This is a genomic window from Dryocola sharpae (assembly GCF_051307055.1).
In the GTDB taxonomy this organism is placed as follows: Bacteria; Pseudomonadota; Gammaproteobacteria; order Enterobacterales; family Enterobacteriaceae; genus Dryocola.
The window spans coordinates 1,815,472-1,837,722 of the sequence record NZ_CP149994.1 but is presented as its reverse complement, the minus strand read 5'-3'; the positions used below and the strand labels follow the sequence as shown (position 1 = coordinate 1,837,722).

The following is a 22,251-nucleotide window of genomic DNA, read 5'->3' as shown; positions in this document are numbered from 1 at the left end:
GCATCAATTAATGCCTTACCCGCGTTTTAAGTGGTATTTAGACGGTTTTGATGGCTTGACTTTATCAGGCGCACTCGCAAATGCGCCTTGTGATGTTCTCAGCAGTCGTCATCCGGCTGAGCCACTGCCCGGCACGCCGACATGCACGCTTTCTGCATCTCCGTTTTAGCAATCGCGGGTCGGCATCACCACCTTTCAGATACTCAAGCTGGGCGATGAATTGGCGACTGATCTCTTTCAGTCGGTTCATGTTGGCTATGTCCTTCTCACCTAACGTGCGATAGCCCTTAACGGTGCTGCCGTCCTGCGGTTTTGCTTCACTCATTGATTTACCTGTTTGTTGAAGGGCCAGCGATGCAACGCTTCTCTGCGTGGCTATGTTATGCTTCAAAGCAATTAGTAAGGAGGCTGACCATGCGTATAAATACCAAGTACAGACTTGTAATTCTGCTCTACCTCATGGCAGCACATGCTGTTGCCCTGCCACTGGTGGCCCTGATTTTAGATCTGTTGATTGTGGGTAGCCTTATTGATATATGGAAAGGTTCATACTCCTTCTCTGACCTACTTAACCATCGCGAGGACCTTTATCTCATGATGGCGGGACTAGGCGCTGCCACAGGATTTGTCTACTGGCTCTTTTTTTACAGAAAATACCAGCATTACGACCCCATGGATAAATACTTTAAGTAGTTACTGGCATTGCCTGGTGATGTATTCCTGCAAATAACCGACCTGTCTGGTCACAACTTCGATTCGCTCTCTGAGGGTGAAATAATCCCGTTTAGCGGCTCCAGTAAGTTCGGGGCCGGAAGCATCGCCCAAGCTGCTGGCTGAGGTGGTGCTGTTTTTTGGGCAGGTGGCGTTGAGCTGCAGCCGCTTACGGCCAGAAGTAACATCATGCTACAGCTGGTCAATAGTCGCTTTGGCATCGGCCAGTTCTCCTGTGTATTTCGCATCGAGCGCGGCCACGTCACGCTGGCGCACCTGCATGTCATTGATAGTTTCCTGTCTTTGCTTAGCGAGAGATTCGGCATCATCTGCCCGACGACTTTCATCGACAATTTTACCAAGCAGGGCGTAAACGAGAATACCCGACAGGATTAATTCTACGGCGATTATCAGCCAGGCTTTAAAGGTCATCTTTGCTCTCCGCAATGCACAGGGAGCGCTCCATGTCGCGACGATTCATCAGGCCGCGCCACTTCATGCCGCCAGCGTAAACCCAGCGGCGCATTTCATCACAGGCCCCGTCAACATCACCGCCATTAAGCTTCTTCAGCATCGTTGATTTTGAGAACGCGTTAAGCCCGACGTTGTAAGTGAAGCTGTAGAGTGCGGCGCGCTGGTATTCGCCAAGCGGGACTTTAACCAGACCGTCTACACCTTTTTTAACAGGCTGCAGGTCATTCCACAGCAGGCGATCGCATTCCCGATCGGTGTACTTTTTTCCTTTGACGATATCCCGGCCAGTGTGGCCATCGCAGACAGTCCACACGCCGGCGACATCTTTATATGGTGTATATTCCCGCCCCTCTACTCCATCCTGCCCGCCGAGGAATACGGTAGCGATCATCAGAGCGCCGCCACCAGCGGCAGCAAGCAGCCTGTTACGAAGCCTGGTTGAAAGTGCCATTATCATTCCTCGCCAAGCTTGTCAGAAGGGATGTAACCACGCGTCTCCAGCGCCTTGATCCGGGCAAGGGTCACTTTCCGTTTGAAGTAAACATTAATGGAGAACGTCAGCAGCGCGACGACTATGCCGGCAATCACGCCTACAGCACTCCATTCGTCAGGACTGAGCCTCGTCAGCAATAACAGTACCGGCTGACGCGCCGTATGCTGCGCCAGATGCTAATTTGCTCATATGGTTGATACTCATAGGTCACCTCCGGCAATCCGGTTCGGTGCTGTGTGGGTTTTGGAAATTAAAAAAGGCCACCGACTGACAGCCCTTAGAATCGCAAAAACCCGCACGAGGCGGGTTCTTAAATTTTGGTTGTGGTTGAGATGTTACTCAACTACCTCAGTTTTACCTTGCTCAGTTGTGTGTTCTCGTTTAATCGATTGCAAAATTCTAATCAAGAACTTACCCGCAGCAGGATCTTTCTTATAAATGCGCAAAGCTCTTCGCTTAAAGACCCCAAGATACACTTCATCAAGTAAAGGCGAAAAGCCGTACAGCAGTATCCCTGCTCCGAAAGCCGCTAAACCATGAACCCAGTCGATCATGGCCAGAAGTATGAGAAAAACACAGTAGTGGATAATGAAACTGATTTTAGTGCATAGCTGAGCCCATTTAGGGACAAAAGCTCTGGCATGTAACACACCAAGCCCACTGAGCCTAACCAGTTGCCCTGATGCTATACCCATGCCCAGAAACCAGAAAATGGGCAGGTAAGTAACCAAAAATAAAATTACGACGATCATATCAAAGTCATACATATATGCTTCCGAAACGCGTTTTTAGGAACACGGACATCTTATCATCAGATTAACCTAACCCAGAACGTAAAACCCCGCCACAACGAGGTTTTTCATTTGATAAGTGCTGTGTCGTTGTGACCACTCTTAACACAGTAATTGATTTAATGCGTACGCGTTAGTAATATCTAAAAAATTATCAGGATAGTTTCATGGATACGCTCAAATACTTTGTACCATTATTAACTTTTTTTTGGGTTTACTCTCAACAGAACTTATAGAAAAGCTTAAAGTTAAAGCAACAATCAGGAGATTTAAGACGAGTGTAGCAGCAGAGCTTCGTGATGAATTCAACGACTTAGCTAGTGGTATAAGAATTGTTGATGAAAGCATTAAGGAAAGGCAATGCAAGCCTACCCAATTTGTTCATATAAGTCTTCCTGCCCCCATAGGCTTTATAATTCTTGATAAGCATCTAATTGAAATTTACGCAGATTTAACACCTTCCAGACGTAAAGCCTATAAAAGAATTTTAGATTTTAAATCACAAATTGCAGAAAAAAGGCTTAAAGTGCTTGATAATTTTAGAAAAGATAATTATCAATGTCTAAGCGTCGAACAAGCAATGCTTTATGAAACGTTCTCCCTTTATTATGTAATGAATCAATTGATAGAGAGTGAAGATAACTTTGTCTTCTCAACTAGAGGAAACGATGCAGTTGTAAAGGATGCAGCTATAGCATTGCATGTTAGTTTCCCTTACGAGTAAAGAAGCGCCCAGGCGGGCGCTTGTCATCAAATATCCAATATACATATACAGCCATTTATAAAACCAGTCGCTGCTTGAAGTTCTTTTCGTATAGTCCCATCAGAACACCTTCTCTTTTTCGCTATCGCCCGAAGTGAGATACCTATGACGAAATGAGCCATAACTAGCTCATATTCTTCTGGCTTATACTTCCGCAGCCGTGCAACACAACCATCAATCATAATTCCTTCATCGTCGTCACACTGGATGCGTGATTTTTTACCGTGCGGGATAAGTCCTTTAAACCCTGCTGCAATTGGTTGCCAGTCAACGCCACTATTTTCACAAGCTGCCCAGGCGCCCCAGTACTTCGTACATATCACGCATTACTGTTCTCTCCCGTTCTGCTCGTAATAGCCAGGCCCTGCAAGCTGAAGTGTTTTAGTGATGCTTCAAGTTTCATCAGACGGCCCCTAGCGTATGGGTTTTGTTTCTCAGAATTCTATAATCGGTAACGACGGAGCCCGTCCAGCAGCAAAGGCGCAGGTGGCGCCAGTACATGCGGATGGCTTTAAGTTGAATGACGCTCACGCGATTTTCCCTAGAATGATTTCGCCCTTTTCTCCCAAAGCTTGGTGATGCGGCAATCCCAGATATGAGCATCATCCGTATAAAGCGCATCCATTAGCGCCTTAATCATATTGTCGCAATCGGGTTTTGACTGGTGAGGCTTCTCGTTCATCTGCTCACGCTTCTTCTTGCTCCAGCTCGTTGCCATTGGCATTACAAACGTGACGTGAGCACCTGCTTCCGGCAGTTCGAGTTTTTTCAGCCTGGCCTCATCGCAGAACGCGCGGTACCGAAGTACAGCGGGATGTTGTTTCCACTTATCAGTGCGAGACATGCGAGGCTTGCCAATAGGCGTGATGTCATACATTTTCATGCTGGAACCACCAGACCACGGCAGACGATTTGAATCACGGTCAGGACAATGGCGCGGTCCATCAACTGGCAGCGTTCGTCGCGAATGCGATGCTGCGTTGATGCTTACGGAGCGTGCTATCGAACATCGCAATGCCCGGTAGGCATCGAAGCTCATACTGCCGCTGATGATGCGCTTACTGGCCATGCGTTCACGGTATCCCTCAGCCGAGTCAAGAAGCGCTCTTTCATTGCCGCCGTAAGCCGCCAGAAATTTAGCGTAGCCGGTAAACAGCCTGCGTTCGTTCGCAGAGATGACCTTGCCGGTTAGCTCCCAGTATTCGAAGCCGAGATTGCGCAGTGCGAAGAAGCGGCGATGAAATGCCGGGTTGCGGACCTGTTTAAAGTCTGCCACCAGCACGGCGCCGAGCTTGATTTTTGAATGCAGAAAATCACTGGTATCGGGAGTGGCCGGTATCAGGATGCCAGAAGAGTGCTTGATGAGTTTTAGTTACGCCATGGTTCCCACCGTGACGCGAATAAACAGGTGTCAGTTGTTCAGGCCGATAAACAGTTTATGGAACATCAAAAATAAAGCTGAAGATTCATTGGGTAATGCCGATAGCGTCTACACTAAACACTTTAAATCTCGATGTTGCGAGATATCATTAGAGAGCTACAAAAATGCTCAGATTGCTGGCTGCAGTTTATGTTATCGGATTCTTTGTGATAGGTGCTTTCCTTACATTCACCACTGAAATGAACAGCAGTGAAACAATGGATATTGCCGCTGAATGGCCCATTAAATTGTACAAGTATGTTGATCTCTATTTTGAAATGAAAAGTGCTGAAGAGTATTCCCCTGCGAGAAAGTAAATCAGCGTTAACTGCGCTGGAAAGCCCCCGGCGCTTTCGATTTGGGGATAGACCATTGCAGGCCATACGCTTTCCTGCACGTCCACCAGCAGCAGGGCTTCAGGCTCGACGATGCCTCGGGTAGCATATTGCATGCATTGCTTCCATCTTCACTTCACCTCAACGCATTTAATGTTGTTGATTCTATAAAGAAATAACGAACCGCTTATCAGCGATTTTTTGCTTTCCCAAATACAGAGGTTTATCGCTCTGATCGGTATTGTGAAAATATGCTTTGATTTATCGTTAACGGGGCGACGATATAAGCTATCAAAGGCATAAAAAAACCGGGCTTTGTGCTGCCGGTTTTTTATTAATGCGCAGGTAAATTAGCTGCCGCATTTACAATAAAGCACTTAAAGACGAGACATGCTTAATTAATACCATTCACCGGCAACCAGGGTATGTACATTGAATGCATCATCCATGGAACGGCCGGTCGATTGCGCACCGGGAGCGATGTTTGAACCGGCTTCAACCTCTGTTACCTGAGAGACTTTAACGGTAGATTGAGTCGTACCAGATGCAGGCTGCGCAGCTAAAGCGCCAAATGAAAGCACGGAAAGAATGGTAGCCGCGGCGACATATTTAATATTTTTCATAATCATTTTTCTCTTATTTCAGTGAATTCCAGGGCATTTGCCTGTCAACGTTATAAGAGTAGATCCAGATCACAATTTTGAACAGTCAATATATTTGTCAAAAGGTTTCAAATATGTTGAACATATGGCTGAGAGGATAATTATGAAGAAAGTATGCAGACGCTTCGCTTGTCAGAGATTTTACTTTAAATAAAACAACAGGCCAAATTAATAATAGCACGCATCGCTAAATTAAAACGATAAAGCCGGGACGACGCCCGGCTTTGATAATTACATCTTATAACCGAGAGTAATCGCGGTTTTTCTGTCGGTATGCTCAGGCGCGGAATCCGGAGGATTGGAGTTCCATGTCACGTTATAAGCGATTTTCAGCCCGAAATGCTCGTTGATAGCGACTTCGAGTCCCGTCTCAGAGTTCACCGTGGTATCTTCGCTACCCAGTACGGACACGCCCTGGATAAACTTCGCGTTATCCGTCAGCTGCCAGTTGTAAATACCAGAGGCATAGCCCAGCGCCTGGGTTTCGTGGCCGCCATCCGTATATTCGTCGTAACGCACGCCGGGACCAAATTCCAGACGGAAATAGTGCACCGGACCGCTTAAGAACTGACGACCGTAACCTGCGGTCAGCACATCACGCGCCTGATAACCGTTAAAACGGTCGGTTAGCCAGCTCGCCTGGCCAAACAGGTAGTCGCTGTCCGTCACGTTGTAACGACTACGGCCACCCGCAGAGTAAGTCTCTGAAGAGCGTTCGTCGTTAGAGGAGGTGTTGTTGGCGTTGCCCCAAAGAGACCACGCGGTGGAGGTGTTATACCAGGTCATATTGGTATTGGCGGTCAGCGTTGAGCTTTTTGTATTGCCCGACTGCGCGAGATAGCCAGCGTTGAGATTACCTTCAAAAGGTTTCTTCGCGGTGCTTGGGTCATCCATGACGGTGAAAACCGTAGTATCTGCAACTGCAAAGTGACTCAATAGCGCACTTCCGGTCAGCAAAATTGCTGCCGGTACTCTCTTAACAAGCTTCATTTATTAATCCGTACGACAAAAAAAGAAACCACCAGGGTTCCGGAATCTTCCCTGAGGATCAACATTTTATATCTCAAGAAAGGTTACAAATTATAAAAAAGCCCGAATAACATAGCAATGAATTCCTCTTTCATTTTTTGAATAAGAGCGCTCTTAAAAGATCTTTCTTTTCATATAGATAGCTATCGCTTGCATTTTTATAATCACTTGAAAAATCATAACGTTAATTAAAATTATTCCTGCCTTAATGGTCTAAACTCTACCTGTTCATCAGAAAGGAGGATTCATGACCAGCATCTATACCCTGACCCTTGCTCCCTCTCTCGACAGCGCCACCCTGACTCCGCAGATTTATCCGGAAGGTAAATTACGCTGCACCGCTCCGGTATTTGAACCAGGCGGAGGCGGAATTAACGTTGCACGCGCCATTTCACATCTGGGAGGCAAGGCCGTAGCGATTTTCCCGGCTGGCGGCGCTACGGGCGAGCATCTTTCTGCTCTGCTTCTTGATGAAAAAGTTGCCATTGATACCGTGGATTCACACGACTGGACGCGTCAGAACCTGCATGTGCATACCGAATCTACCGGCGAGCAATACCGCTTTGTTATGCCCGGCGCCACGCTCAGCGATGATGAATTTCGCCGCCTCGAAGAGAAAGTGCTGGCCATTGATTCAGGCTCTATTTTAGTTATCAGCGGCAGCCTTCCGCCCGGCATTGACGTCTCAAAACTTTGTTCGCTGGTGAAAGCAGCGCAAAAAGCGGGGATCCGCTGCATCATTGACAGCTCCGGCGAAGCGTTAAAAGCCACCCTCGAAATCGGCAATATCGAGTTGATCAAACCCAACCAGAAAGAGCTCAGCGCGCTGGTCAATCGCGATCTCACCCAGCCTGATGACGTCCGCCTGGCCGCACAGGAAATTGTGGCAAGCGGGAAAGCGCACCGCGTCGTTGTCTCTCTCGGCCCGCAGGGCGCTTTAGGCGTGGATGCCAGCGGCTGCGTTCAGGTTGTTCCGCCTCCGGTCAAAAGCCAGAGCACCGTAGGCGCTGGCGACAGCATGGTCGGAGCGATGACCTTAAAACTTGCCGAAAACGCGCCTCTGTTGGATATGGTGCGATTTGGCGTGGCCGCCGGTAGCGCCGCGACGCTGAATCAGGGCACTCGTCTGTGTTCGCGGGAAAACACGCAAAAGATTTACGATTACCTGCGCAGTTAATTTCTGCCCCCGTTTCGCGGGGGCCATTTCGCTATCTCAATCGCCCCGCCACGCTAAAAGTCGTCATTTCACGCAGATGAACTATGCTAAAAACTTTGGGATAACAACGAGGTGAACCATGAGCAATGGGGACATTGTGCGCTATGTCATCACCGTGAAATATAAAGAAGAGAGCCTGACTGATATCAATGAACTTAATAACTCCCTGACTCGCGGTGGTTTTTTGCTCACCATGAGCGACGACGAGGGTAAAGTTCACGAGCTGGGCAGCAATACTTTTGGCCTGGTGAGCGCGTTGCGCGAGCAGGAAGTTGCGGAACTGGCGAAAGGACTTGGCCGTGTCGCGCTCGGCACCGAGCCAGACGTGACCGTGACGACCTGGGAGAAATGGGAAAAGTCACAGGCGTAACAAGGCAGTTCAGTTCCTGACCGGGATGTGCGTTGGTTCCAGGTTTTTGCCCGGTTATAAGTGCAAGCTAATGATCTACCAGAGCAGCTGGGGAGAAATATCATGTGGCAAGCCATCAGTCGTCTGTTAAGCGAGCAGTTGGGAGAGGCTGAAGTTGAACAACGCACCGAACTTCCCGGCGGGGAGATCCACGCGGCGTGGCGGCTGCGTTATGCAGGTCACGAGATTTTTGTCAAAAGCGACGCTCGAGAGATGCTGCCGATTTTTACCGCAGAAGCCGATCAGCTTGAGCTTCTGTCGCGCAGCAATACCGTGCGGGTGCCAAAAGTTTGGGGAGTAGGCAGCGACCGGGATTATAGTTTCCTCTTACTCGAATACCTGCCAGTCAAACCGCTTGATGCCCACGCGGCTTTCCTGCTTGGGCAGCAGCTGGCGCGTCTGCACCAGTGGAGCGATCAGCCCCAGTTTGGCCTCGATTTTGATAACGATCTTTCCACCACGCCTCAGCCCAACGCCTGGCAACGTCGCTGGTCGACCTTCTTTGCCGAACAGCGTATCGGCTGGCAGCTGGAAATGGCGGCAGAAAAAGGGATTCAGTTGGGCGATATCGACTTGATTGTCGATTTCGTTCATCAGCGCCTTGCTTCTCATCAGCCGCAGGCTTCGCTGCTGCACGGAGACCTATGGTCGGGAAACTGCGCGCTGGGGCCGGAAGGACCCTTTATTTACGATCCCGCCTGCTATTGGGGCGACAGAGAGTGCGATCTGGCTATGTTGCCGCTGCATACAGACCAGCCTCCGCAGATTTATGACGGCTACCAGTCCGTCTCCCCCCTCCCCGCAGGCTTTCTGGATCGCCAGCCACTCTATCAACTCTATACGCTGTTAAACCGCGCCATTCTGTTCGGCGGCCAGCATCTGATGACCGCGCAAAAAGCGCTGGAACGCGTACTGGCGGCTTAAGTAGCGTGGACTGAAGCCGCTCCCGGCGGGGAGTGGCTTTTTATCAGATAAAGCCAAGCAGTGAGAAAAAGAAGTAACCTGCAATAATCACAATCACCGGCAGAACATAAAGCGGGAATATTTGCAGTAGAATTGTATGGCGCGGCACCACAATTTTGCCGTCAAGCTGTGCTCTGGTTAGCCCTTCTGCCCCTTTCGCCTGCTCCAGAATCAGCCGATCCTCAACGCCTTCACGCAGGAATTTTGCCTGGCGGCTCATGCGCGCGCCGGAAGCCTGCAGCGCAAGCCCGACAAAAATCAGCGCATAGATAATCCAGAACAATACGTTTGGCTGCTGATGAAAATCCGGCTGCGGCGAGTTGTACCAGAAGAAATTAAGGAACGGCGTGTTAAAACGCATCATCTCAATCATCACGTGCGAGAAATCCAGCATGACGGCATTAATGCCCGGCTGTTTCTCGCTATGCTGATACATAAATTTCAGAATTGAAATTAACGTGGAAATCACGGCCGGGATGAAAATCACCCAACCGACCACGCGTTTAAGCACGGCGATGCGTCCAGCTTGTTGATACGTCATTCTTTCCCCTTGGTTAAGACGTAACTTACTCGCTGAAAGTCTACCTCGTCTCACCGTTTTTCGCCTGAGCTTTAAGGACGAAATTCATAAAATCGGTGGCAACCGGCGGCTTTTCCCGCTATTCATAAGGGCAACTTTTTTAAAACGAATGCTGACAGGAGTCCTGATATGACCGACACGCGCCAGATTTTAGCTGCGATTTTCGATATGGATGGTTTACTGATTGATTCAGAGCCGTTATGGGATGAAGCGGAGCTGGAAGTGATGGCCAGTATTGGTGTCGACATCGCCCGCCGCAACGAGCTGCCCGATACGCTCGGCCTGCGTATCGATCTGGTAGTTGAGCTGTGGTTTGCCCAGCAGCCATGGAACGGTCCAACGCGCGAAGAAGTTACCCAGCGCATTATTACCCGCGCAATCAGCCTGGTTGAGGAGCGCCGTCCGTTACTGCCGGGCGCGCGTGAGGCCATTGCGCAATGTAAAGCTCAGGGATTGAAGATTGGTCTGGCGTCCGCCTCTCCTTTGCATATGCTTGAGCGCGTGCTGGAGATGTTTGATTTACGCGAACAGTTTGACGCCATTGCCTCTGCGGAACGCCTGCCTTACAGCAAACCGCACCCACAGGTTTACCTTGATGCCGCCGCAAAGCTGGGCGTCGATCCCCTGTCTTGCATCACGCTCGAAGATTCGGTCAACGGCATGATCGCCACAAAGGCCGCCCGTATGCGCTCTATTGTGGTGCCTGCTGAAGAGAACAGCAGCGATCCGCGCTGGTGTCTGGCCAATGTGCAGCTTGATTCCTTGCTGGCGCTTTCAGCAAGCGATCTGGTTGGCTAAAGTGAAGGGCGGGCCGTCCCGCCCTTGATGAAAACCTCGTCCCTGTCTAATTATTGAAACGCCATTTCAACTAAATTTGTAATTCTGCTATCCCCTACCTATCCTAAGGGGACATGCGCTACGGCGCTCTCAAAGTCCACGGGGTAGCTATGATTCTCGACGCTTTTAATTTGCAGGGCAACGTTGCGCTGGTCACCGGTTGTGACACAGGGCTTGGTCAGGGAATGACGCTCGGCCTTGCCGAGGCCGGTTGCGATATTATCGGCGTAAGCCGCAAGATCCCCCAGGATACCGCTGAAAAAGTTCAGGCCCTTGGCCGCCGTTTCACCGCCATTCAGGCCGATCTGAGCCAGCCCGACGTTATTCCCGGCCTCGTCGAAGAGGCCGTAGCGCGCATGGGAAAAATTGATATTCTGCTCAACAACGCCGGAACCATTCGCCGTGAAGACGCCCTTGAGTTCAGTGAAAAGAACTGGGATGAGGTGATGAATCTGAACATCAAATCCGTCTTCTTCCTGTCACAGGCCGTGGCAAAGCAGTTTATTAAGCAAGGCAGCGGCGGAAAAATCATTAACATTGCCTCAATGCTTTCATTTCAGGGCGGGATCCGCGTCCCGTCTTATACCGCATCGAAAAGCGCGGTGCTGGGCGTGACGCGCCTGCTTGCAAACGAATGGGCGCAGTACAACATTAATGTTAACGCGATCGCACCGGGATATATGGCAACCAATAACACCCGCCAACTGCGTGACGACGAAGCGCGAAGTAAGGAAATAGTCGACCGTATCCCCGCAGGCCGCTGGGGAAAGCCGGAGGATCTTCAGGGAGCGGCAGTATTCCTGGCGTCGAATGCCTCCGACTATATTAACGGCTATACGATTGCCGTTGACGGTGGATGGCTCGCGCGCTAAAGAATATCGCCGTCGCGCTGCACTGACGGTGATAAAATGTTACAGCGTCACCTCTTCCGTCTACTGTATAAAATGCCTATACTGGATGAATCGACAGCTCTCATCCAGGTAGTATCATGACGGCGGAAGGCCATCTGCTTTTTTCTATAGCCTGTGCAGTATTTGCTAAAAACGCCGAACTCACTCCTGTACTGGCGCAAGGTGACTGGTGGCATATCGTGCCGTCTGCCATTTTGACCTGTTTGCTGCCGGATATCGATCACCCGAAGTCTTTTCTGGGCCAGCGCTTGCCCTGGCTGTCTAAACCTATTGCCCGCGCCTGCGGCCACCGCGGTTTTACCCACAGCCTGCTCGCCGTATTTGCCGGCCTTGCCCTCTTCTACCTTAAGGTGCCGGAAAGCTGGGTCGTTCCTGCAGATGCGCTGCAGAGCATGGTGCTTGGCTACTTAAGCCATATTCTTGCCGATATGCTGACGCCTGCGGGCGTGCCGTTGCTGTGGCCCTGCCGCTGGCGTTTTCGCTTCCCGATTGTCAGGCCACAAAAAGGCAACCAGCTGGAAAGATTTTTATGTATGGCGCTGTTCGGCCTGGCGATCTGGATGCCGCAGAGTTTGCCCGAAAACAGTGCGGTGCGCTGGTCGTCGCAAATGATAAACTCTCTGCAAACCACCTTTAATAGCTTTTTAAATCATCACCTGGAACAATAATTAGGCGAATTAGTCCATTTCGTTATAAACAATTCCTTTTGAATATAAGTGAGCGGCGTCTCATCTGGTAGGCTTTGCAGCATAAAGGTGGCCCAGGACCATCTGCTTACAAAAAATCAGGAGATACGGGATGAATTTTCCACTTATAGCGAACGTTATCGTGTTCGTTATTCTGCTGCTGTTGCTGGCGCAAACCCGCCACAAACAGTGGAGTCTGGCGAAGAAAGTACTGCTTGGTCTGGTGGCCGGCGTGGTATTTGGTATCGTCCTGCACGCCATCTATGGCGCAGACAGCCAGGTACTGAAGGATTCGATCCAGTGGTTTAACGTGGTCGGTAACGGCTATGTGCAGCTGCTGCAGATGATCGTCATGCCGCTGGTATTCGTTTCCATTCTTAGCGCCGTGGCAAAACTGCACAATGCCTCTTCGCTGGGCAAAATTAGTTTTCTGACCATCGGCACCCTGCTGTTCACCACGCTGATTGCGGCGCTGGTCGGTGTGCTGGTCACCAATCTGTTCGGCTTAACCGCCGAAGGGCTGGTGCAGGGCTCGGCGGAAACCGCGCGCCTGAGCGCCATTGAAACCAACTACGCAGGCAAAGTTGCGGATCTGTCCGTCCCGCAACTTATCCTCTCCTTCGTGCCGAAGAATCCGTTTGCCGATCTGACTGGCGCGAGCCCAACGTCAATTATCAGCGTGGTTATCTTCGCCGCCTTCATGGGCGTCGCCGCGCTGAAGCTGCTTAAGGACGATGCGCCTAAAGGCGAACGCGTGCTGGTTGCTATCGACACGCTGCAAAGCTGGGTAATGAAGCTGGTCCGTCTGGTAATGCAGCTGACGCCATACGGCGTGCTGGCGCTGATGACCAAAGTTGTGGCGAGCTCCAACCTGCAGGACATCATCAAGCTTGGCAGCTTCGTGGTAGCCTCTTATCTGGGTCTGGCCATCATGTTCGGCGTTCACGCCCTGCTGCTTGCCGTTAACGGCGTAAGCCCGTTGAAATACTTCCGTAAAGTATGGCCGGTGCTGACCTTTGCTTTCACCAGCCGCTCCAGCGCCGCAAGTATTCCGCTGAATGTTGAAGCGCAAACCCGTCGTCTGGGCGTGCCGGAATCTATCGCAAGCTTTGCCGCCTCGTTCGGCGCCACTATCGGCCAGAACGGCTGTGCGGGCCTCTATCCGGCGATGCTGGCGGTAATGGTTGCGCCAACGGTTGGCATTAACCCGCTTGACCCGCTGTGGATTGCCACCCTGGTTGGCATCGTCACCGTCAGTTCCGCAGGCGTCGCCGGTGTAGGTGGCGGTGCAACCTTCGCCGCGCTGATTGTGCTGCCGGCGATGGGTCTGCCGGTGACTCTGGTCGCCCTGCTGATTTCCGTTGAACCACTGATTGATATGGGCCGTACCGCGCTGAACGTGAGCGGCTCTATGACCGCCGGGACTATCACCAGTCAGTTAATGAAACAGACCGATAAAGCGCTTCTGAACAGCGACGAAGAGACCGAGCTTGCTCATCGCTAAAGGGACTGAAAAGTACAAGGCCGCATATTCTGCGGCCTTTTTTTATATCTCAGTTTCCTGACGAACCTGGACCGCCCATCGCTGCGCGGCCTCCGGCAGCGTAAAAGGCGGAGACTGGCGGAACGCGTCACCAACCAGCACAAAAGCCACATATTTATTTCGCAGCAACCATACATCGCTGAACCCTTCTACCCGCCAGGCATGCGACGGCGGCGCTGGTTCAACGCGCGGTTGATAGGTTATGACGGGGCGGGTATTGGGCTGGCGCAGTGGTTTCATAGGCAATGGCATTCGAAGAAAGATGAGTGAACAACCTTGCTATGATAGCGGATCGCGTAGCGCGCGTCGCCTCCAGAAACGGCAGAGTTATCACGTTGTTCTATAGTTAGAGGGGTTTTATTTATATAGCGGCCCGGTTAAACGGCCGTGAAAACAGGAGATGAGTTCAATGTCGACGCACGATAAACAACCGCTAAATCACAGCGCACCGGTTCACGATGCCAGTGAATCCAGGCCAGGCATGGATTCCCTTGCTCCGGAAGACGGCTCTCACCGACCGGACCAGGAGCCTACGCCGCCGGGAGCACAACCTACCGCTGCAGGCAGCTTTAAAAGCCCGGACACCTCGAACGAAAAGCTGAAATCTCTCGACAGTCATCGTAAAGATGGCGAAAACTTTCCACTGACCACCAACCAGGGCGTGCGCATCGCCGACGACCAGAACTCTCTGCGTGCCGGTACGCGTGGGCCTACGCTGCTGGAAGATTTTATCCTGCGGGAAAAAATCACCCATTTTGACCATGAACGCATCCCCGAGCGTATCGTCCATGCCCGCGGTTCGGCTGCCCACGGCTTCTTCCAGCCTTATAAAAATTTATCAGACATAACGAAAGCCGATTTCCTCTCCGACCCGGACAAAATCACGCCTGTTTACGTACGGTTCTCAACGGTTCAGGGCGGTGCGGGTTCGGCCGATACGGTGCGCGACATCCGTGGTTTCGCCACTAAGTTTTACACCCAGGAAGGCATCTTCGATTTAGTCGGCAACAACACGCCAATCTTTTTCATTCAGGATGCGCATAAATTCCCGGACTTTGTCCATGCCGTAAAACCAGAGCCGCACTGGGCCATTCCGCAAGGGCAAAGCGCGCACGATACCTTATGGGATTACGTTTCGCTGCAGCCTGAAACTTTGCATAACATTATGTGGGCCATGTCCGATCGCGGCATTCCCCGCAGCTATCGCACCATGGAAGGTTTCGGTATCCATACCTTCCGGATGATCAACGCCGAGGGAAAAGCTACCTTTGTTCGCTTCCACTGGAAACCGGTAGCCGGTAAAGCCTCGCTGTTGTGGGACGAATCACAAAAACTCACCGGACGCGACCCGGACTTTCACCGTCGCGATCTGTGGGAGTCCATTGAAGCCGGTGATTTTCCGGAATACGAACTGGGTCTGCAGTTGATCCCGGAAGAAGATGAGTTCAAATATGATTTCGATCTCTTAGACCCGACGAAACTGATCCCTGAAGAGCTGGTTCCGGTGCAGCTGGTCGGTAAAATGACCCTTAACCGTAACCCGGACAACTTCTTCGCCGAAAATGAACAGGCCGCATTCCACCCGGGCCACATCGTTCCCGGCCTGGATTTCAGTAACGATCCGCTGCTGCAGGGGCGTCTGTTCTCCTATACGGATACGCAAATCAGCCGCCTGGGCGGGCCAAACTTCCACGAAATCCCGATTAACCGTCCGGTTTGCCCTTATCATAATTTCCAGCGCGACGGCATGCACCGCATGGATATCGACAGCAACCCGGCTAACTATGAACCGAACTCCATCAACGACAACTGGCCGCGCGAAACGCCGCCGGGACCAAAACGGGGCGGCTTCGAAAGCTATCAGGGACGTGTTGAAGGGCATAAAATTCGCGAACGCAGCCCTTCGTTTGGTGAGTATTATTCCCAGCCGCGTCTGTTCTGGCAGAGCCAGACGCCGGTAGAGCAGCAGCACATTATCGGCGCATTCAGCTTTGAGCTTTCCAAAGTGGTTCGCCCGTATATTCGTGAACGCGTGGTGGATCATCTCACCCATATTGATATTTCCCTGGCCCAACCGGTTGCGGAAAATCTCGGCATTGAACTGTCCGATGAACAAATGCATGTCGCGCCGCCAAAAGACGTTAACGGGCTGAAAAAGGATGCAAGCCTGAGCCTGTATGCCGTGCCAACCGGGAACGTTAAAGGTCGCGTAGTGGCTATTCTGCTGAGTGAAAATGCCAGGGCCGCGGATGTATTAGCCATCGTGCAGGGACTCAAGGCGCAGGGCGTTCACGCCAGACTGCTCTTCTCGAGGATGGGGCAAATTACGGCTGACGATGGTTCAGTCGTGCCGGTCGCAGCCACGTTCGCCGGCTCGCCGTCAGTAAGCGTGGATGCGGTGATTGTCCCCGGCGGGAACTTAGGCTCTATTCTGGATAATGGCGATGCGGCTTATTATCTGCTGGAAGCCTATAAGCACCTGAAGGTCATTGGCCTGGCCGGCGACGCCCGCAGGTTTAAAGCAAAATTAGGCATCGACGATCAGGGGGAAGAAGGCGTGGTGGAAGCCGACGACGCGTCGGGCAATTTTATGAGCGAGTTTCTGCAATTACTTGCCGCTCATCGCGTCTGGTCGCGCAGTAATAAAGTCGCGCATATTCCAGCTTAAAAAAACAGGCCATCACCGTATTGGCTATGGCCTGTTTTCTGTGCTTTAAAGTTTTATTTCAGCCGTCAGAAATAAAAAAAGCCCGGAGACGATAATCATCGTTCCCGGGCTTTTTTATGACCGCACGTTAGCTGCTCCGGGTTAACCCATCTTCGCTATCGTAACGCACGGACAATTTATTATTTAGCTGTAGTAATTACAGCGCAACTACGTTTGCAGCAGCAGGGCCTTTAGCACCGTTTTCAACGGTGAATTTTACCTTCTGGCCTTCTTCGAGCGTCTTGAAGCTGTCGCTCTGAATAGCGGAGAAGTGAACGAACACGTCTTTGCTGCCGTCGTCAGGAGTGATAAAACCGAAGCCTTTATCAGCGTTAAACCATTTTACTAAACCAGTCAGTTGGGTAGACATAGATACTTCCTCAAATAATTTTCATCGCTACGTTGTAGCACCATGGTCTGCGTTTCAGAATAACTTATGGGCTTTAGGAGGAGACTCACGGAGAAGAGGTATCTGAGGATAGCGCTTGCACTGAGAACTGCTTTACTAAAATGCTTTACATAAGGTCTGATGAACAAACCGAGGAGGCTATTAACGCACGGCGCTATTTTTTAAGCAAGCCTAATTTCATGCTAATCCGATTAAAGACATTTCTTTACTTTCACCGCCTGAATAACGAAGCGTAAAAAAGCCGCCTGCGGGCAGGCGACTTTTTAAAAATGAATTATTTATTAGCAGCCTGCGGATCGGTGTCATATTCCGCGCAGCTCTGATAACCGGAATTCATTACGTGACCGGTTTCATCAAGGGCGACGAAATAGGTTTCGGTTTTACCGTCACGCTGGCCCAGAATATAGGTCTGGCAAGTACCACGAGCGTGGATCATGGTCACTTCTGAGGAGGGTTTACCCGCTACCTGCTGTACCTGTTCACGGCTCATGCCTTTTTTCACATCTTTCACGACCGGCGTGGCGACCTGATCTTTAGTACGATCGTAAGCGGTACATCCTGCCAGCATAGTCATCACAGCCGCTGCACTTAAAATTCCTGCTAAAGTCTTGTTCATATTATATCCTCGTTTTATCGCTATATTACTTAGGCGTACAGGATAAGCCTGGAATATAAAAGAACATTTATCAACTTGTTAGCTAAAATGAATGGAAATTAGGACAATTGGCTATAGCCGCGCTTGCGGCGCTTAAGCGGCCGGTATCAGACCACTTGATAAGGTATCCCGAGCCTGGAGTCTTGTCGTTTTAGCCACAAAGAGGTAGTTTTAACAGATCTGTTTTTTCGCTGCCTGCACGTTGCAGGTACACCGTAACCGGAGGGGGTTAAATGGCTCTGCAACAAGAGATTATCCAGGCTTTAGGCGTAAAACCACAGGTAGATCCGCAGCAGGAGATCCGCGTCAGCGTCGATTTTCTGAAAGCGTATCTGAAAGCCTTTCCGTTTATTAAAACGCTGGTGCTCGGCATCAGCGGAGGTCAGGACTCCACGCTTGCCGGCAAACTCTGCCAGATGGCTATCAACGAACTGCGCGCGGAAAGCGGTGATAAAAGCTACCAGTTTATTGGCGTTCGTCTGCCGTTTGGCGTGCAGTTTGACGAGCAGGACTGCCAGGACGCCATCGCTTTTATTCAGCCCGATCGGGTACTCACGGTGAATATCAAAGCTGCCGTATTAGCCAGCGAAGAAGCGCTGCGCGATGCGGGCATTGAACTGAGCGATTTTGTTCGCGGCAACGAAAAAGCCCGTGAGCGCATGAAAGCCCAGTACAGCATCGCCGGCATGACTAACGGCGTGGTGGTCGGTACCGACCATGCAGCCGAAGCCGTGACAGGTTTCTACACCAAATATGGCGACGGTGGCACCGATATCAATCCGCTTTTCCGCCTTAACAAACGCCAGGGTAAATTACTGCTAAAAACCCTGGGCTGCCCGGAACATCTCTACAAGAAAGCGCCAACGGCGGATCTGGAAGACGATCGCCCTTCTCTGCCGGATGAAGTCGCGCTGGGCGTCAGCTACGAGAACATCGACGATTATCTGGAAGGTAAACAGCTTGACGGCGTCATCAGCGCCCTGATTGAGGGCTGGTACGCCAAAACGGAACATAAGCGTCGTCCGCCGATTACCGTCTTCGACGATTTCTGGAAACAATAAAGGATTATTCGGGCGGGCAGCGCAGGCTTATCCGCCCTTCTTTTGAGAGGCACATGGACAGTTCTTCACAACGCGCCACCCTTTTCGGCCTGCTGGCCATTCTCCTCTGGAGCACCTCCGTAGGCCTGCTGCGCAGCATCAGCGAACATTTTGGCCCGGTCGGCGGTGCGGCACTCATCTATACCGTTAGCGCCGTTTGCCTGTGCCTCGCGCGCGGGCTCCCTACTCTTCGCGACATGCCGCCGCGCTATCTGTGGGTTGGCGGTGCGCTGTTTATTACCTATGAGATCTTCCTCGCCTTAGCTATTGGCCTTGCCCACAGCCGCAGCCAGTCCCTTGAGCTGGGCATGATTAACTATCTCTGGCCCAGCCTGACTATCGTGCTGGCGTTGTTTATCAACCGGCAGCGGGCAGGCCTCTGGCTGTGGCCCGGGCTTGCGCTTTCTCTGGCTGGCATTATTCAGGTGATGAAGGGAGACGGCGCCTGGTCGCCCGCGCAGATGTGGCAGAACATCTGCGATAATCCTCAGGCTTATGGCCTTGCGTTTGCGGCGGCCTTAATTTGGGCGCTCTACTGCAACCTCACTCGCCGCTGGAGCAAGGGCAAAAATGGCGTCTCGCTTTTCTTCTGCGCAACCGCGCTGGTGCTCTGGGGGAAATATTCCTTTGTACAGGAAGCGACGTTGCACTTTTCTTTCTCCGCCACGCTGCAGCTGCTGTTTATGGGCGTTTCTACCGCCGTTGCTTACTCGGCGTGGAACGTTGGTATTCAGCGCGGCAATATGGCGCTGTTGGCCACCGCTTCCTACTTCACGCCCGTGCTTTCTGCGCTTATCGCCAGCCTCTGGCTGGGCCTGCATCCCGGGTGGAATTTCTGGCAGGGAGTCGCGATGGTGGTGGGCGGCTCGCTGCTCTGCTGGCTTGCCACGAGGCGCCACGGATAAATTGCGGCTTTTTTGCGCTGCGCTTCCCTGATAGACTGTACAGGCAACCAGTATTCAGGAGTTAATCAGTGGTAAGGCGTGTCAGCGCACCGCGCATGCAGTTTGAAGCAGCAGCAGTTTACGAATATCCCGAACATTTACGCCCCTGGCTTGAGGATTTACCCAAAGCGCCGGGGGTCTATGTCTTTCACGGCGAAAGCGACGTAATGCCGCTCTATATCGGCAAAAGCGTCAATATCCGCAGCCGCGTGATGTCCCATTTTCGCACGTCAGACGAAGCAGCCCTGCTGCGTCAGTCCCGCCGCATCACCTTTATCCGCACGGCGGGCGATCTGGGCGCGCTGCTGCTTGAAGCGCAGATGATTAAAGAACAACAGCCGCTGTTTAATAAGCGCCTGCGTCGCAACCGGCAGCTTTGCTCGCTCCAGTTTGAGGGCGGCAAGCCGCAGGTGGTTTACGCCCGCGACGTGGATTTCTCCCTGCAAACAAACCTATACGGACTTTATGCAAACCGCCGCGCCGCCCTGCAAACTCTGCAAACGCTGGCGGATGAGCATCGGCTTTGTTATGGCCTGCTGGGGCTGGAAGCCCTGAGCGCCGGGCGCGCCTGCTTCCGCGCCGGGTTAAAACGCTGTGCGGGCGCCTGCTGCGGAAAGGAAAGCGTTGAAACCCACCACGCGCGTTTTCTGGCCGCAATGGAGCGTATTCGGGTAATCTGCTGGCCGTGGCGGGGCCCGGTCGGGCTAAAAGAGTCCGGCCCGGATATTACCCAGTATCATATTATCGACAGCTGGTTTTATCTGGGATCGGTAGAGAATGTAGAGGAAGCAAGCAGGCTCGCCGCGCCGCCAAAAGGTTTTGATAACGACGGCTACAAGATTTTGTGCAAGCTGGTCATGAGCGGCGACTATGAAGTGGTGGAGCTTTCCCGCGCCACCACCTCGTAACCCATTATTTCATCATCGGCAGTTTTAATTGATGGTCCCGGGCGCAGACAATCGCGCTTTCGTAACCGGCATCCGCATGGCGCATTACGCCGGTTGCCGGATCGTTCCACAATACACGCCCCAGACGCGCTTCCGCCTCCGGCGTGCCATCGGCAACGATTACCACCCCGGCATGCTGCGAGAAGCCCATGCCCACGCCGCCGCCGTGGTGCAGGCTCACCCATGTCGCCCCGCCTGCGGTGTTCAGCAGTGCGTTAAGCAACGGCCAGTCGGAAACCGCATCGGAGCCATCCTTCATCGCCTCCGTTTCGCGATTGGGTGATGCGACCGAGCCGCAGTCCAGATGATCGCGCCCAATCACCACGGGCGCCTTCAGTTCGCCGTTGCGCACCATTTCGTTAAAGGCCAGGCCTGCCTTATGGCGCTCGCCCAGCCCCAGCCAGCAAATACGCGCAGGCAGCCCCTGGAAGGCGATGCGCTCCTGCGCCATATCCAGCCAGCGGTGCAGGTTCTGATTATCCGGGAACAGCTCTTTTAGCTTCGCATCGGTTTTAGCGATATCCTGCGGATCGCCGGAAAGCGCCACCCAGCGGAACGGCCCTTTCCCTTCGCAAAACAGCGGGCGAATGTAAGCCGGAACAAAGCCCGGGAAAGCAAACGCGTTTTCCACGCCTTCATCAAAAGCGACCTGACGGATGTTGTTGCCGTAATCTACCGTCGGTACGCCCATCTGCCAGAAATCCAGCATCGCCTGCACGTGCACCGCCATAGAGGCGCGAGCCGCCTTCTCAACCGCTTTCGGCTGTGCCGTACGCTCCTGCTGCCAGCGCGCCACCGTCCAGCCAGCCGGCAGATAGCCGTTCACCGGATCGTGTGCGGAGGTTTGATCCGTGACGATATCCGGGCGGATTCCGCCCGCTTTGGCACGCTTCACCAGCTCCGGCAAGAGCTCGGCAGCGTTACCCAGCAGCCCGACGGAGATCGCTTTTTTCTGCGCGTTGGCCTGCTCAATCATCCCCAGCGCCTCTTCAAGCGTGGTGGCTTTATAATCGAGATAACGGGTGCGCAGACGGAAATCGATGCGCGATTCCTGGCACTCAATCGCCAGCACCGACGCGCCTGCCAGCACGCCTGCCAGCGGCTGCGCGCCGCCCATTCCGCCAAGGCCGGCCGTCAGGATCCACTTTCCTTTCAGATCGCCGTTGTAATGCTGGCGCCCTGCTTCCGCAAAGGTTTCAAACGTGCCCTGCACGATGCCCTGCGCGCCGATATAGATCCATGAGCCTGCCGTCATCTGGCCATACATCATCAGCCCGGCCTGATCCAGCTTGTGGAAATGATCCCAGTTCGCCCAGTGCGGCACCAGGTTAGAGTTGGCGATTAGCACCCGCGGCGCATCGGTGTGCGTGCGAAAAATCCCTACTGGTTTTCCGGATTGTACCAGCAGCGTTTCATCGGCCTTAAGCGCGCGCAGCGAAGCAAGAATTTGCTCGAAGCACTCCCAGTTGCGGGCGGCTTTGCCTATGCCGCCGTAAACCACCAGATCTTCCGGCCTTTCAGCGACGTCCGGATCGAGGTTGTTCTGGATCATGCGGTACGCCGCTTCGATCTGCCAGTTTTCGCAATGCAGTGCTGTGCCGTGTGGCGCTCGTATCGTGCGGGCTACCGCCTGTTTTACAGATTCAGTCATCATAGGCTCCCGGCA

At 52.4% G+C, this 22,251-nt stretch carries 25 protein-coding genes and 5 pseudogenes; 13 read left to right on the top strand and 17 right to left on the bottom strand.

Annotated elements, in window-relative coordinates; all coding sequences use genetic code 11:
- Positions 1-98: 98 nt before the first annotated feature.
- A pseudogene (locus WLO31_RS08855) lies at positions 99-325 on the bottom strand (Acb2/Tad1 domain-containing protein).
- Between the two features lie 89 nt (positions 326-414).
- Between WLO31_RS08855 and WLO31_RS08850 the strand changes: the two are divergent.
- Complete coding sequence (locus WLO31_RS08850) at positions 415-693, top strand: hypothetical protein (RefSeq protein ID WP_435930076.1); 279 nt, start codon at positions 415-417, stop codon at positions 691-693.
- Here the strand turns inward: WLO31_RS08850 and WLO31_RS08845 are convergent.
- From WLO31_RS08845 to WLO31_RS08830, 4 genes and pseudogenes are all read right to left on the bottom strand, one after another.
- Positions 694-1,143, bottom strand: a pseudogene (locus tag WLO31_RS08845) (lysis protein). It lies immediately after the preceding gene.
- Positions 1,133-1,636: a lysozyme gene (locus WLO31_RS08840; protein ID WP_435930075.1), complete on the bottom strand. Its 504-nt coding sequence runs from the start codon at positions 1,634-1,636 to the stop codon at positions 1,133-1,135. Before WLO31_RS08840 ends, WLO31_RS08845 begins: the two are co-directional and overlap by 11 nt.
- A gap of 2 nt (positions 1,637-1,638) precedes the next feature.
- Positions 1,639-1,815 carry a phage holin gene (locus tag WLO31_RS08835; RefSeq protein WP_435930074.1) on the bottom strand — a complete coding sequence of 59 codons (177 nt, stop codon included), beginning with the start codon at positions 1,813-1,815 and terminating at the stop codon, positions 1,639-1,641.
- A 198-nt stretch (positions 1,816-2,013) separates the two neighbouring features.
- Positions 2,014-2,445, bottom strand: a complete 432-nt coding sequence (locus WLO31_RS08830) for a hypothetical protein (RefSeq protein WP_435930073.1) — start codon at positions 2,443-2,445, stop codon at positions 2,014-2,016.
- Between the two features lie 232 nt (positions 2,446-2,677).
- Between WLO31_RS08830 and WLO31_RS08825 the strand changes: the two genes are divergently transcribed.
- Entirely contained in the window at positions 2,678-3,193 is a 516-nt protein-coding gene (locus WLO31_RS08825) for a hypothetical protein (RefSeq protein WP_435930072.1), read from the top strand.
- A gap of 26 nt (positions 3,194-3,219) precedes the next feature.
- Here WLO31_RS08825 and WLO31_RS08820 read toward each other — a convergent pair.
- The 7 genes and pseudogenes from WLO31_RS08820 to WLO31_RS08790 all read right to left on the bottom strand — a co-directional run bounded on the left by WLO31_RS08820 (position 3,220) and on the right by WLO31_RS08790 (position 6,639).
- Positions 3,220-3,559 (bottom strand): annotated as a pseudogene (locus WLO31_RS08820) (antiterminator Q family protein).
- A gap of 75 nt (positions 3,560-3,634) precedes the next feature.
- On the bottom strand, positions 3,635-3,733 hold the full coding sequence (locus tag WLO31_RS08815) for a YlcG family protein (RefSeq protein WP_435930565.1): 99 nt from the start codon (positions 3,731-3,733) through the stop codon (positions 3,635-3,637).
- A 26-nt stretch (positions 3,734-3,759) separates the two neighbouring features.
- Positions 3,760-4,115 (bottom strand): annotated as a pseudogene (locus WLO31_RS08810) (RusA family crossover junction endodeoxyribonuclease).
- A 79-nt stretch (positions 4,116-4,194) separates the two neighbouring features.
- Positions 4,195-4,595 (bottom strand): annotated as a pseudogene (locus tag WLO31_RS08805) (DUF1367 family protein); the annotation flags it as partial.
- Between the two features lie 325 nt (positions 4,596-4,920).
- Positions 4,921-5,103, bottom strand: a complete 183-nt coding sequence (locus tag WLO31_RS08800; RefSeq protein WP_435930071.1) for a hypothetical protein — start codon at positions 5,101-5,103, stop codon at positions 4,921-4,923.
- A gap of 282 nt (positions 5,104-5,385) precedes the next feature.
- Positions 5,386-5,610 (bottom strand): hypothetical protein, encoded by a 225-nt coding sequence (locus WLO31_RS08795; protein WP_435930070.1) that lies wholly within the window; start codon positions 5,608-5,610, stop codon positions 5,386-5,388.
- A gap of 270 nt (positions 5,611-5,880) precedes the next feature.
- On the bottom strand, positions 5,881-6,639 hold the full coding sequence (locus WLO31_RS08790) for a DUF481 domain-containing protein (RefSeq protein WP_435930069.1): 759 nt from the start codon (positions 6,637-6,639) through the stop codon (positions 5,881-5,883).
- A gap of 286 nt (positions 6,640-6,925) precedes the next feature.
- Between WLO31_RS08790 and pfkB the strand changes: the two genes are divergently transcribed.
- The 3 genes from pfkB to WLO31_RS08775 all read left to right on the top strand — a co-directional run bounded on the left by pfkB (position 6,926) and on the right by WLO31_RS08775 (position 9,227).
- Positions 6,926-7,855, top strand: a complete 930-nt coding sequence (gene pfkB / locus WLO31_RS08785; RefSeq protein WP_435930068.1) for a 6-phosphofructokinase II — start codon at positions 6,926-6,928, stop codon at positions 7,853-7,855.
- Positions 7,856-7,973: 118 nt separating this feature from the next.
- On the top strand, positions 7,974-8,264 hold the full coding sequence (gene ghoS / locus WLO31_RS08780) for a type V toxin-antitoxin system endoribonuclease antitoxin GhoS (RefSeq protein ID WP_435930067.1): 291 nt from the start codon (positions 7,974-7,976) through the stop codon (positions 8,262-8,264).
- A 102-nt stretch (positions 8,265-8,366) separates the two neighbouring features.
- Positions 8,367-9,227 (top strand): fructosamine kinase family protein, encoded by an 861-nt coding sequence (locus WLO31_RS08775; RefSeq protein ID WP_435930066.1) that lies wholly within the window; start codon positions 8,367-8,369, stop codon positions 9,225-9,227.
- A gap of 43 nt (positions 9,228-9,270) precedes the next feature.
- Here the strand turns inward: WLO31_RS08775 and WLO31_RS08770 are convergent, their stop codons facing one another.
- Positions 9,271-9,807: a YniB family protein gene (locus WLO31_RS08770; RefSeq protein WP_435930065.1), complete on the bottom strand. Its 537-nt coding sequence runs from the start codon at positions 9,805-9,807 to the stop codon at positions 9,271-9,273.
- A 168-nt stretch (positions 9,808-9,975) separates the two neighbouring features.
- Between WLO31_RS08770 and hxpB the strand changes: the two genes are divergently transcribed.
- From hxpB to WLO31_RS08750, 4 genes are all read left to right on the top strand, one after another.
- Complete coding sequence (gene hxpB, locus WLO31_RS08765; protein ID WP_435930064.1) at positions 9,976-10,644, top strand: hexitol phosphatase HxpB; 669 nt, start codon at positions 9,976-9,978, stop codon at positions 10,642-10,644.
- Between the two features lie 149 nt (positions 10,645-10,793).
- Positions 10,794-11,555: a 2-dehydro-3-deoxy-D-gluconate 5-dehydrogenase KduD gene (gene kduD, locus WLO31_RS08760; protein WP_435930063.1), complete on the top strand. Its 762-nt coding sequence runs from the start codon at positions 10,794-10,796 to the stop codon at positions 11,553-11,555.
- Positions 11,556-11,671: 116 nt separating this feature from the next.
- On the top strand, positions 11,672-12,262 hold the full coding sequence (locus WLO31_RS08755; RefSeq protein ID WP_435930061.1) for a metal-dependent hydrolase: 591 nt from the start codon (positions 11,672-11,674) through the stop codon (positions 12,260-12,262).
- 130 nt (positions 12,263-12,392) lie between these two features.
- Complete coding sequence (locus tag WLO31_RS08750; protein ID WP_435930060.1) at positions 12,393-13,784, top strand: L-cystine transporter; 1,392 nt, start codon at positions 12,393-12,395, stop codon at positions 13,782-13,784.
- Positions 13,785-13,826: 42 nt separating this feature from the next.
- Here WLO31_RS08750 and cedA read toward each other — a convergent pair whose 3' ends face one another.
- Complete coding sequence (cedA, locus tag WLO31_RS08745; protein ID WP_435930059.1) at positions 13,827-14,063, bottom strand: cell division activator CedA; 237 nt, start codon at positions 14,061-14,063, stop codon at positions 13,827-13,829.
- Between the two features lie 169 nt (positions 14,064-14,232).
- Here cedA and katE point away from each other — a divergent pair, with 169 nt between their 5' ends.
- Positions 14,233-16,491, top strand: coding sequence for a catalase HPII (gene katE / locus WLO31_RS08740; protein ID WP_435930058.1), 2,259 nt, complete (start codon positions 14,233-14,235; stop codon positions 16,489-16,491).
- A 196-nt stretch (positions 16,492-16,687) separates the two neighbouring features.
- On the opposite strand, the gene cspE is transcribed toward katE, so the two are convergent.
- On the bottom strand, positions 16,688-16,900 hold the full coding sequence (gene cspE, locus WLO31_RS08735; RefSeq protein ID WP_121268105.1) for a transcription antiterminator/RNA stability regulator CspE: 213 nt from the start codon (positions 16,898-16,900) through the stop codon (positions 16,688-16,690).
- Between the two features lie 313 nt (positions 16,901-17,213).
- Positions 17,214-17,555, bottom strand: coding sequence for an osmotically-inducible lipoprotein OsmE (gene osmE, locus WLO31_RS08730; protein WP_435930057.1), 342 nt, complete (start codon positions 17,553-17,555; stop codon positions 17,214-17,216).
- A gap of 272 nt (positions 17,556-17,827) precedes the next feature.
- On the opposite strand from osmE, the gene nadE reads away from it, so the two are divergent.
- From nadE to cho, 3 genes are all read left to right on the top strand, one after another.
- Complete coding sequence (gene nadE / locus WLO31_RS08725) at positions 17,828-18,655, top strand: ammonia-dependent NAD(+) synthetase (RefSeq protein WP_435930055.1); 828 nt, start codon at positions 17,828-17,830, stop codon at positions 18,653-18,655.
- Between the two features lie 53 nt (positions 18,656-18,708).
- The gene (gene yddG / locus WLO31_RS08720) at positions 18,709-19,599 is read left to right on the top strand and encodes an aromatic amino acid DMT transporter YddG (RefSeq protein WP_435930054.1); all 891 of its coding nucleotides are present in this window, start codon (positions 18,709-18,711) and stop codon (positions 19,597-19,599) included.
- A 68-nt stretch (positions 19,600-19,667) separates the two neighbouring features.
- On the top strand, positions 19,668-20,546 hold the full coding sequence (cho, locus tag WLO31_RS08715) for an excinuclease Cho (protein WP_435930053.1): 879 nt from the start codon (positions 19,668-19,670) through the stop codon (positions 20,544-20,546).
- Between the two features lie 4 nt (positions 20,547-20,550).
- On the opposite strand, the gene hutU is transcribed toward cho, so the two are convergent.
- A complete protein-coding gene (gene hutU / locus WLO31_RS08710) occupies positions 20,551-22,236 on the bottom strand; it encodes a urocanate hydratase (RefSeq protein ID WP_435930564.1) in 1,686 nt (561 codons plus the stop codon).
- Positions 22,237-22,251 lie beyond the last annotated feature (15 nt).

Coding starts and splice junctions, on each gene's coding strand:
- WLO31_RS08850 (WP_435930076.1), top strand. CDS start 415: ATGCGTATAAATACCAAGTACAGACTTGTAATTCTGCTCTACCTCATG.
- WLO31_RS08840 (WP_435930075.1), bottom strand. CDS start 1,636: ATGGCACTTTCAACCAGGCTTCGTAACAGGCTGCTTGCTGCCGCTGGT.
- WLO31_RS08830 (WP_435930073.1), bottom strand. CDS start 2,445: ATGTATGACTTTGATATGATCGTCGTAATTTTATTTTTGGTTACTTAC.
- WLO31_RS08815 (WP_435930565.1), bottom strand. CDS start 3,733: ATGTACTGGCGCCACCTGCGCCTTTGCTGCTGGACGGGCTCCGTCGTT.
- WLO31_RS08800 (WP_435930071.1), bottom strand. CDS start 5,103: ATGCAATATGCTACCCGAGGCATCGTCGAGCCTGAAGCCCTGCTGCTG.
- WLO31_RS08795 (WP_435930070.1), bottom strand. CDS start 5,610: ATGAAAAATATTAAATATGTCGCCGCGGCTACCATTCTTTCCGTGCTT.
- WLO31_RS08790 (WP_435930069.1), bottom strand. CDS start 6,639: ATGAAGCTTGTTAAGAGAGTACCGGCAGCAATTTTGCTGACCGGAAGT.
- pfkB (WP_435930068.1), top strand. CDS start 6,926: ATGACCAGCATCTATACCCTGACCCTTGCTCCCTCTCTCGACAGCGCC.
- ghoS (WP_435930067.1), top strand. CDS start 7,974: ATGAGCAATGGGGACATTGTGCGCTATGTCATCACCGTGAAATATAAA.
- WLO31_RS08775 (WP_435930066.1), top strand. CDS start 8,367: ATGTGGCAAGCCATCAGTCGTCTGTTAAGCGAGCAGTTGGGAGAGGCT.
- WLO31_RS08770 (WP_435930065.1), bottom strand. CDS start 9,807: ATGACGTATCAACAAGCTGGACGCATCGCCGTGCTTAAACGCGTGGTC.
- hxpB (WP_435930064.1), top strand. CDS start 9,976: ATGACCGACACGCGCCAGATTTTAGCTGCGATTTTCGATATGGATGGT.
- kduD (WP_435930063.1), top strand. CDS start 10,794: ATGATTCTCGACGCTTTTAATTTGCAGGGCAACGTTGCGCTGGTCACC.
- WLO31_RS08755 (WP_435930061.1), top strand. CDS start 11,672: ATGACGGCGGAAGGCCATCTGCTTTTTTCTATAGCCTGTGCAGTATTT.
- WLO31_RS08750 (WP_435930060.1), top strand. CDS start 12,393: ATGAATTTTCCACTTATAGCGAACGTTATCGTGTTCGTTATTCTGCTG.
- cedA (WP_435930059.1), bottom strand. CDS start 14,063: ATGAAACCACTGCGCCAGCCCAATACCCGCCCCGTCATAACCTATCAA.
- katE (WP_435930058.1), top strand. CDS start 14,233: ATGTCGACGCACGATAAACAACCGCTAAATCACAGCGCACCGGTTCAC.
- cspE (WP_121268105.1), bottom strand. CDS start 16,900: ATGTCTACCCAACTGACTGGTTTAGTAAAATGGTTTAACGCTGATAAA.
- osmE (WP_435930057.1), bottom strand. CDS start 17,555: ATGAACAAGACTTTAGCAGGAATTTTAAGTGCAGCGGCTGTGATGACT.
- nadE (WP_435930055.1), top strand. CDS start 17,828: ATGGCTCTGCAACAAGAGATTATCCAGGCTTTAGGCGTAAAACCACAG.
- yddG (WP_435930054.1), top strand. CDS start 18,709: ATGGACAGTTCTTCACAACGCGCCACCCTTTTCGGCCTGCTGGCCATT.
- hutU (WP_435930564.1), bottom strand. CDS start 22,236: ATGACTGAATCTGTAAAACAGGCGGTAGCCCGCACGATACGAGCGCCA.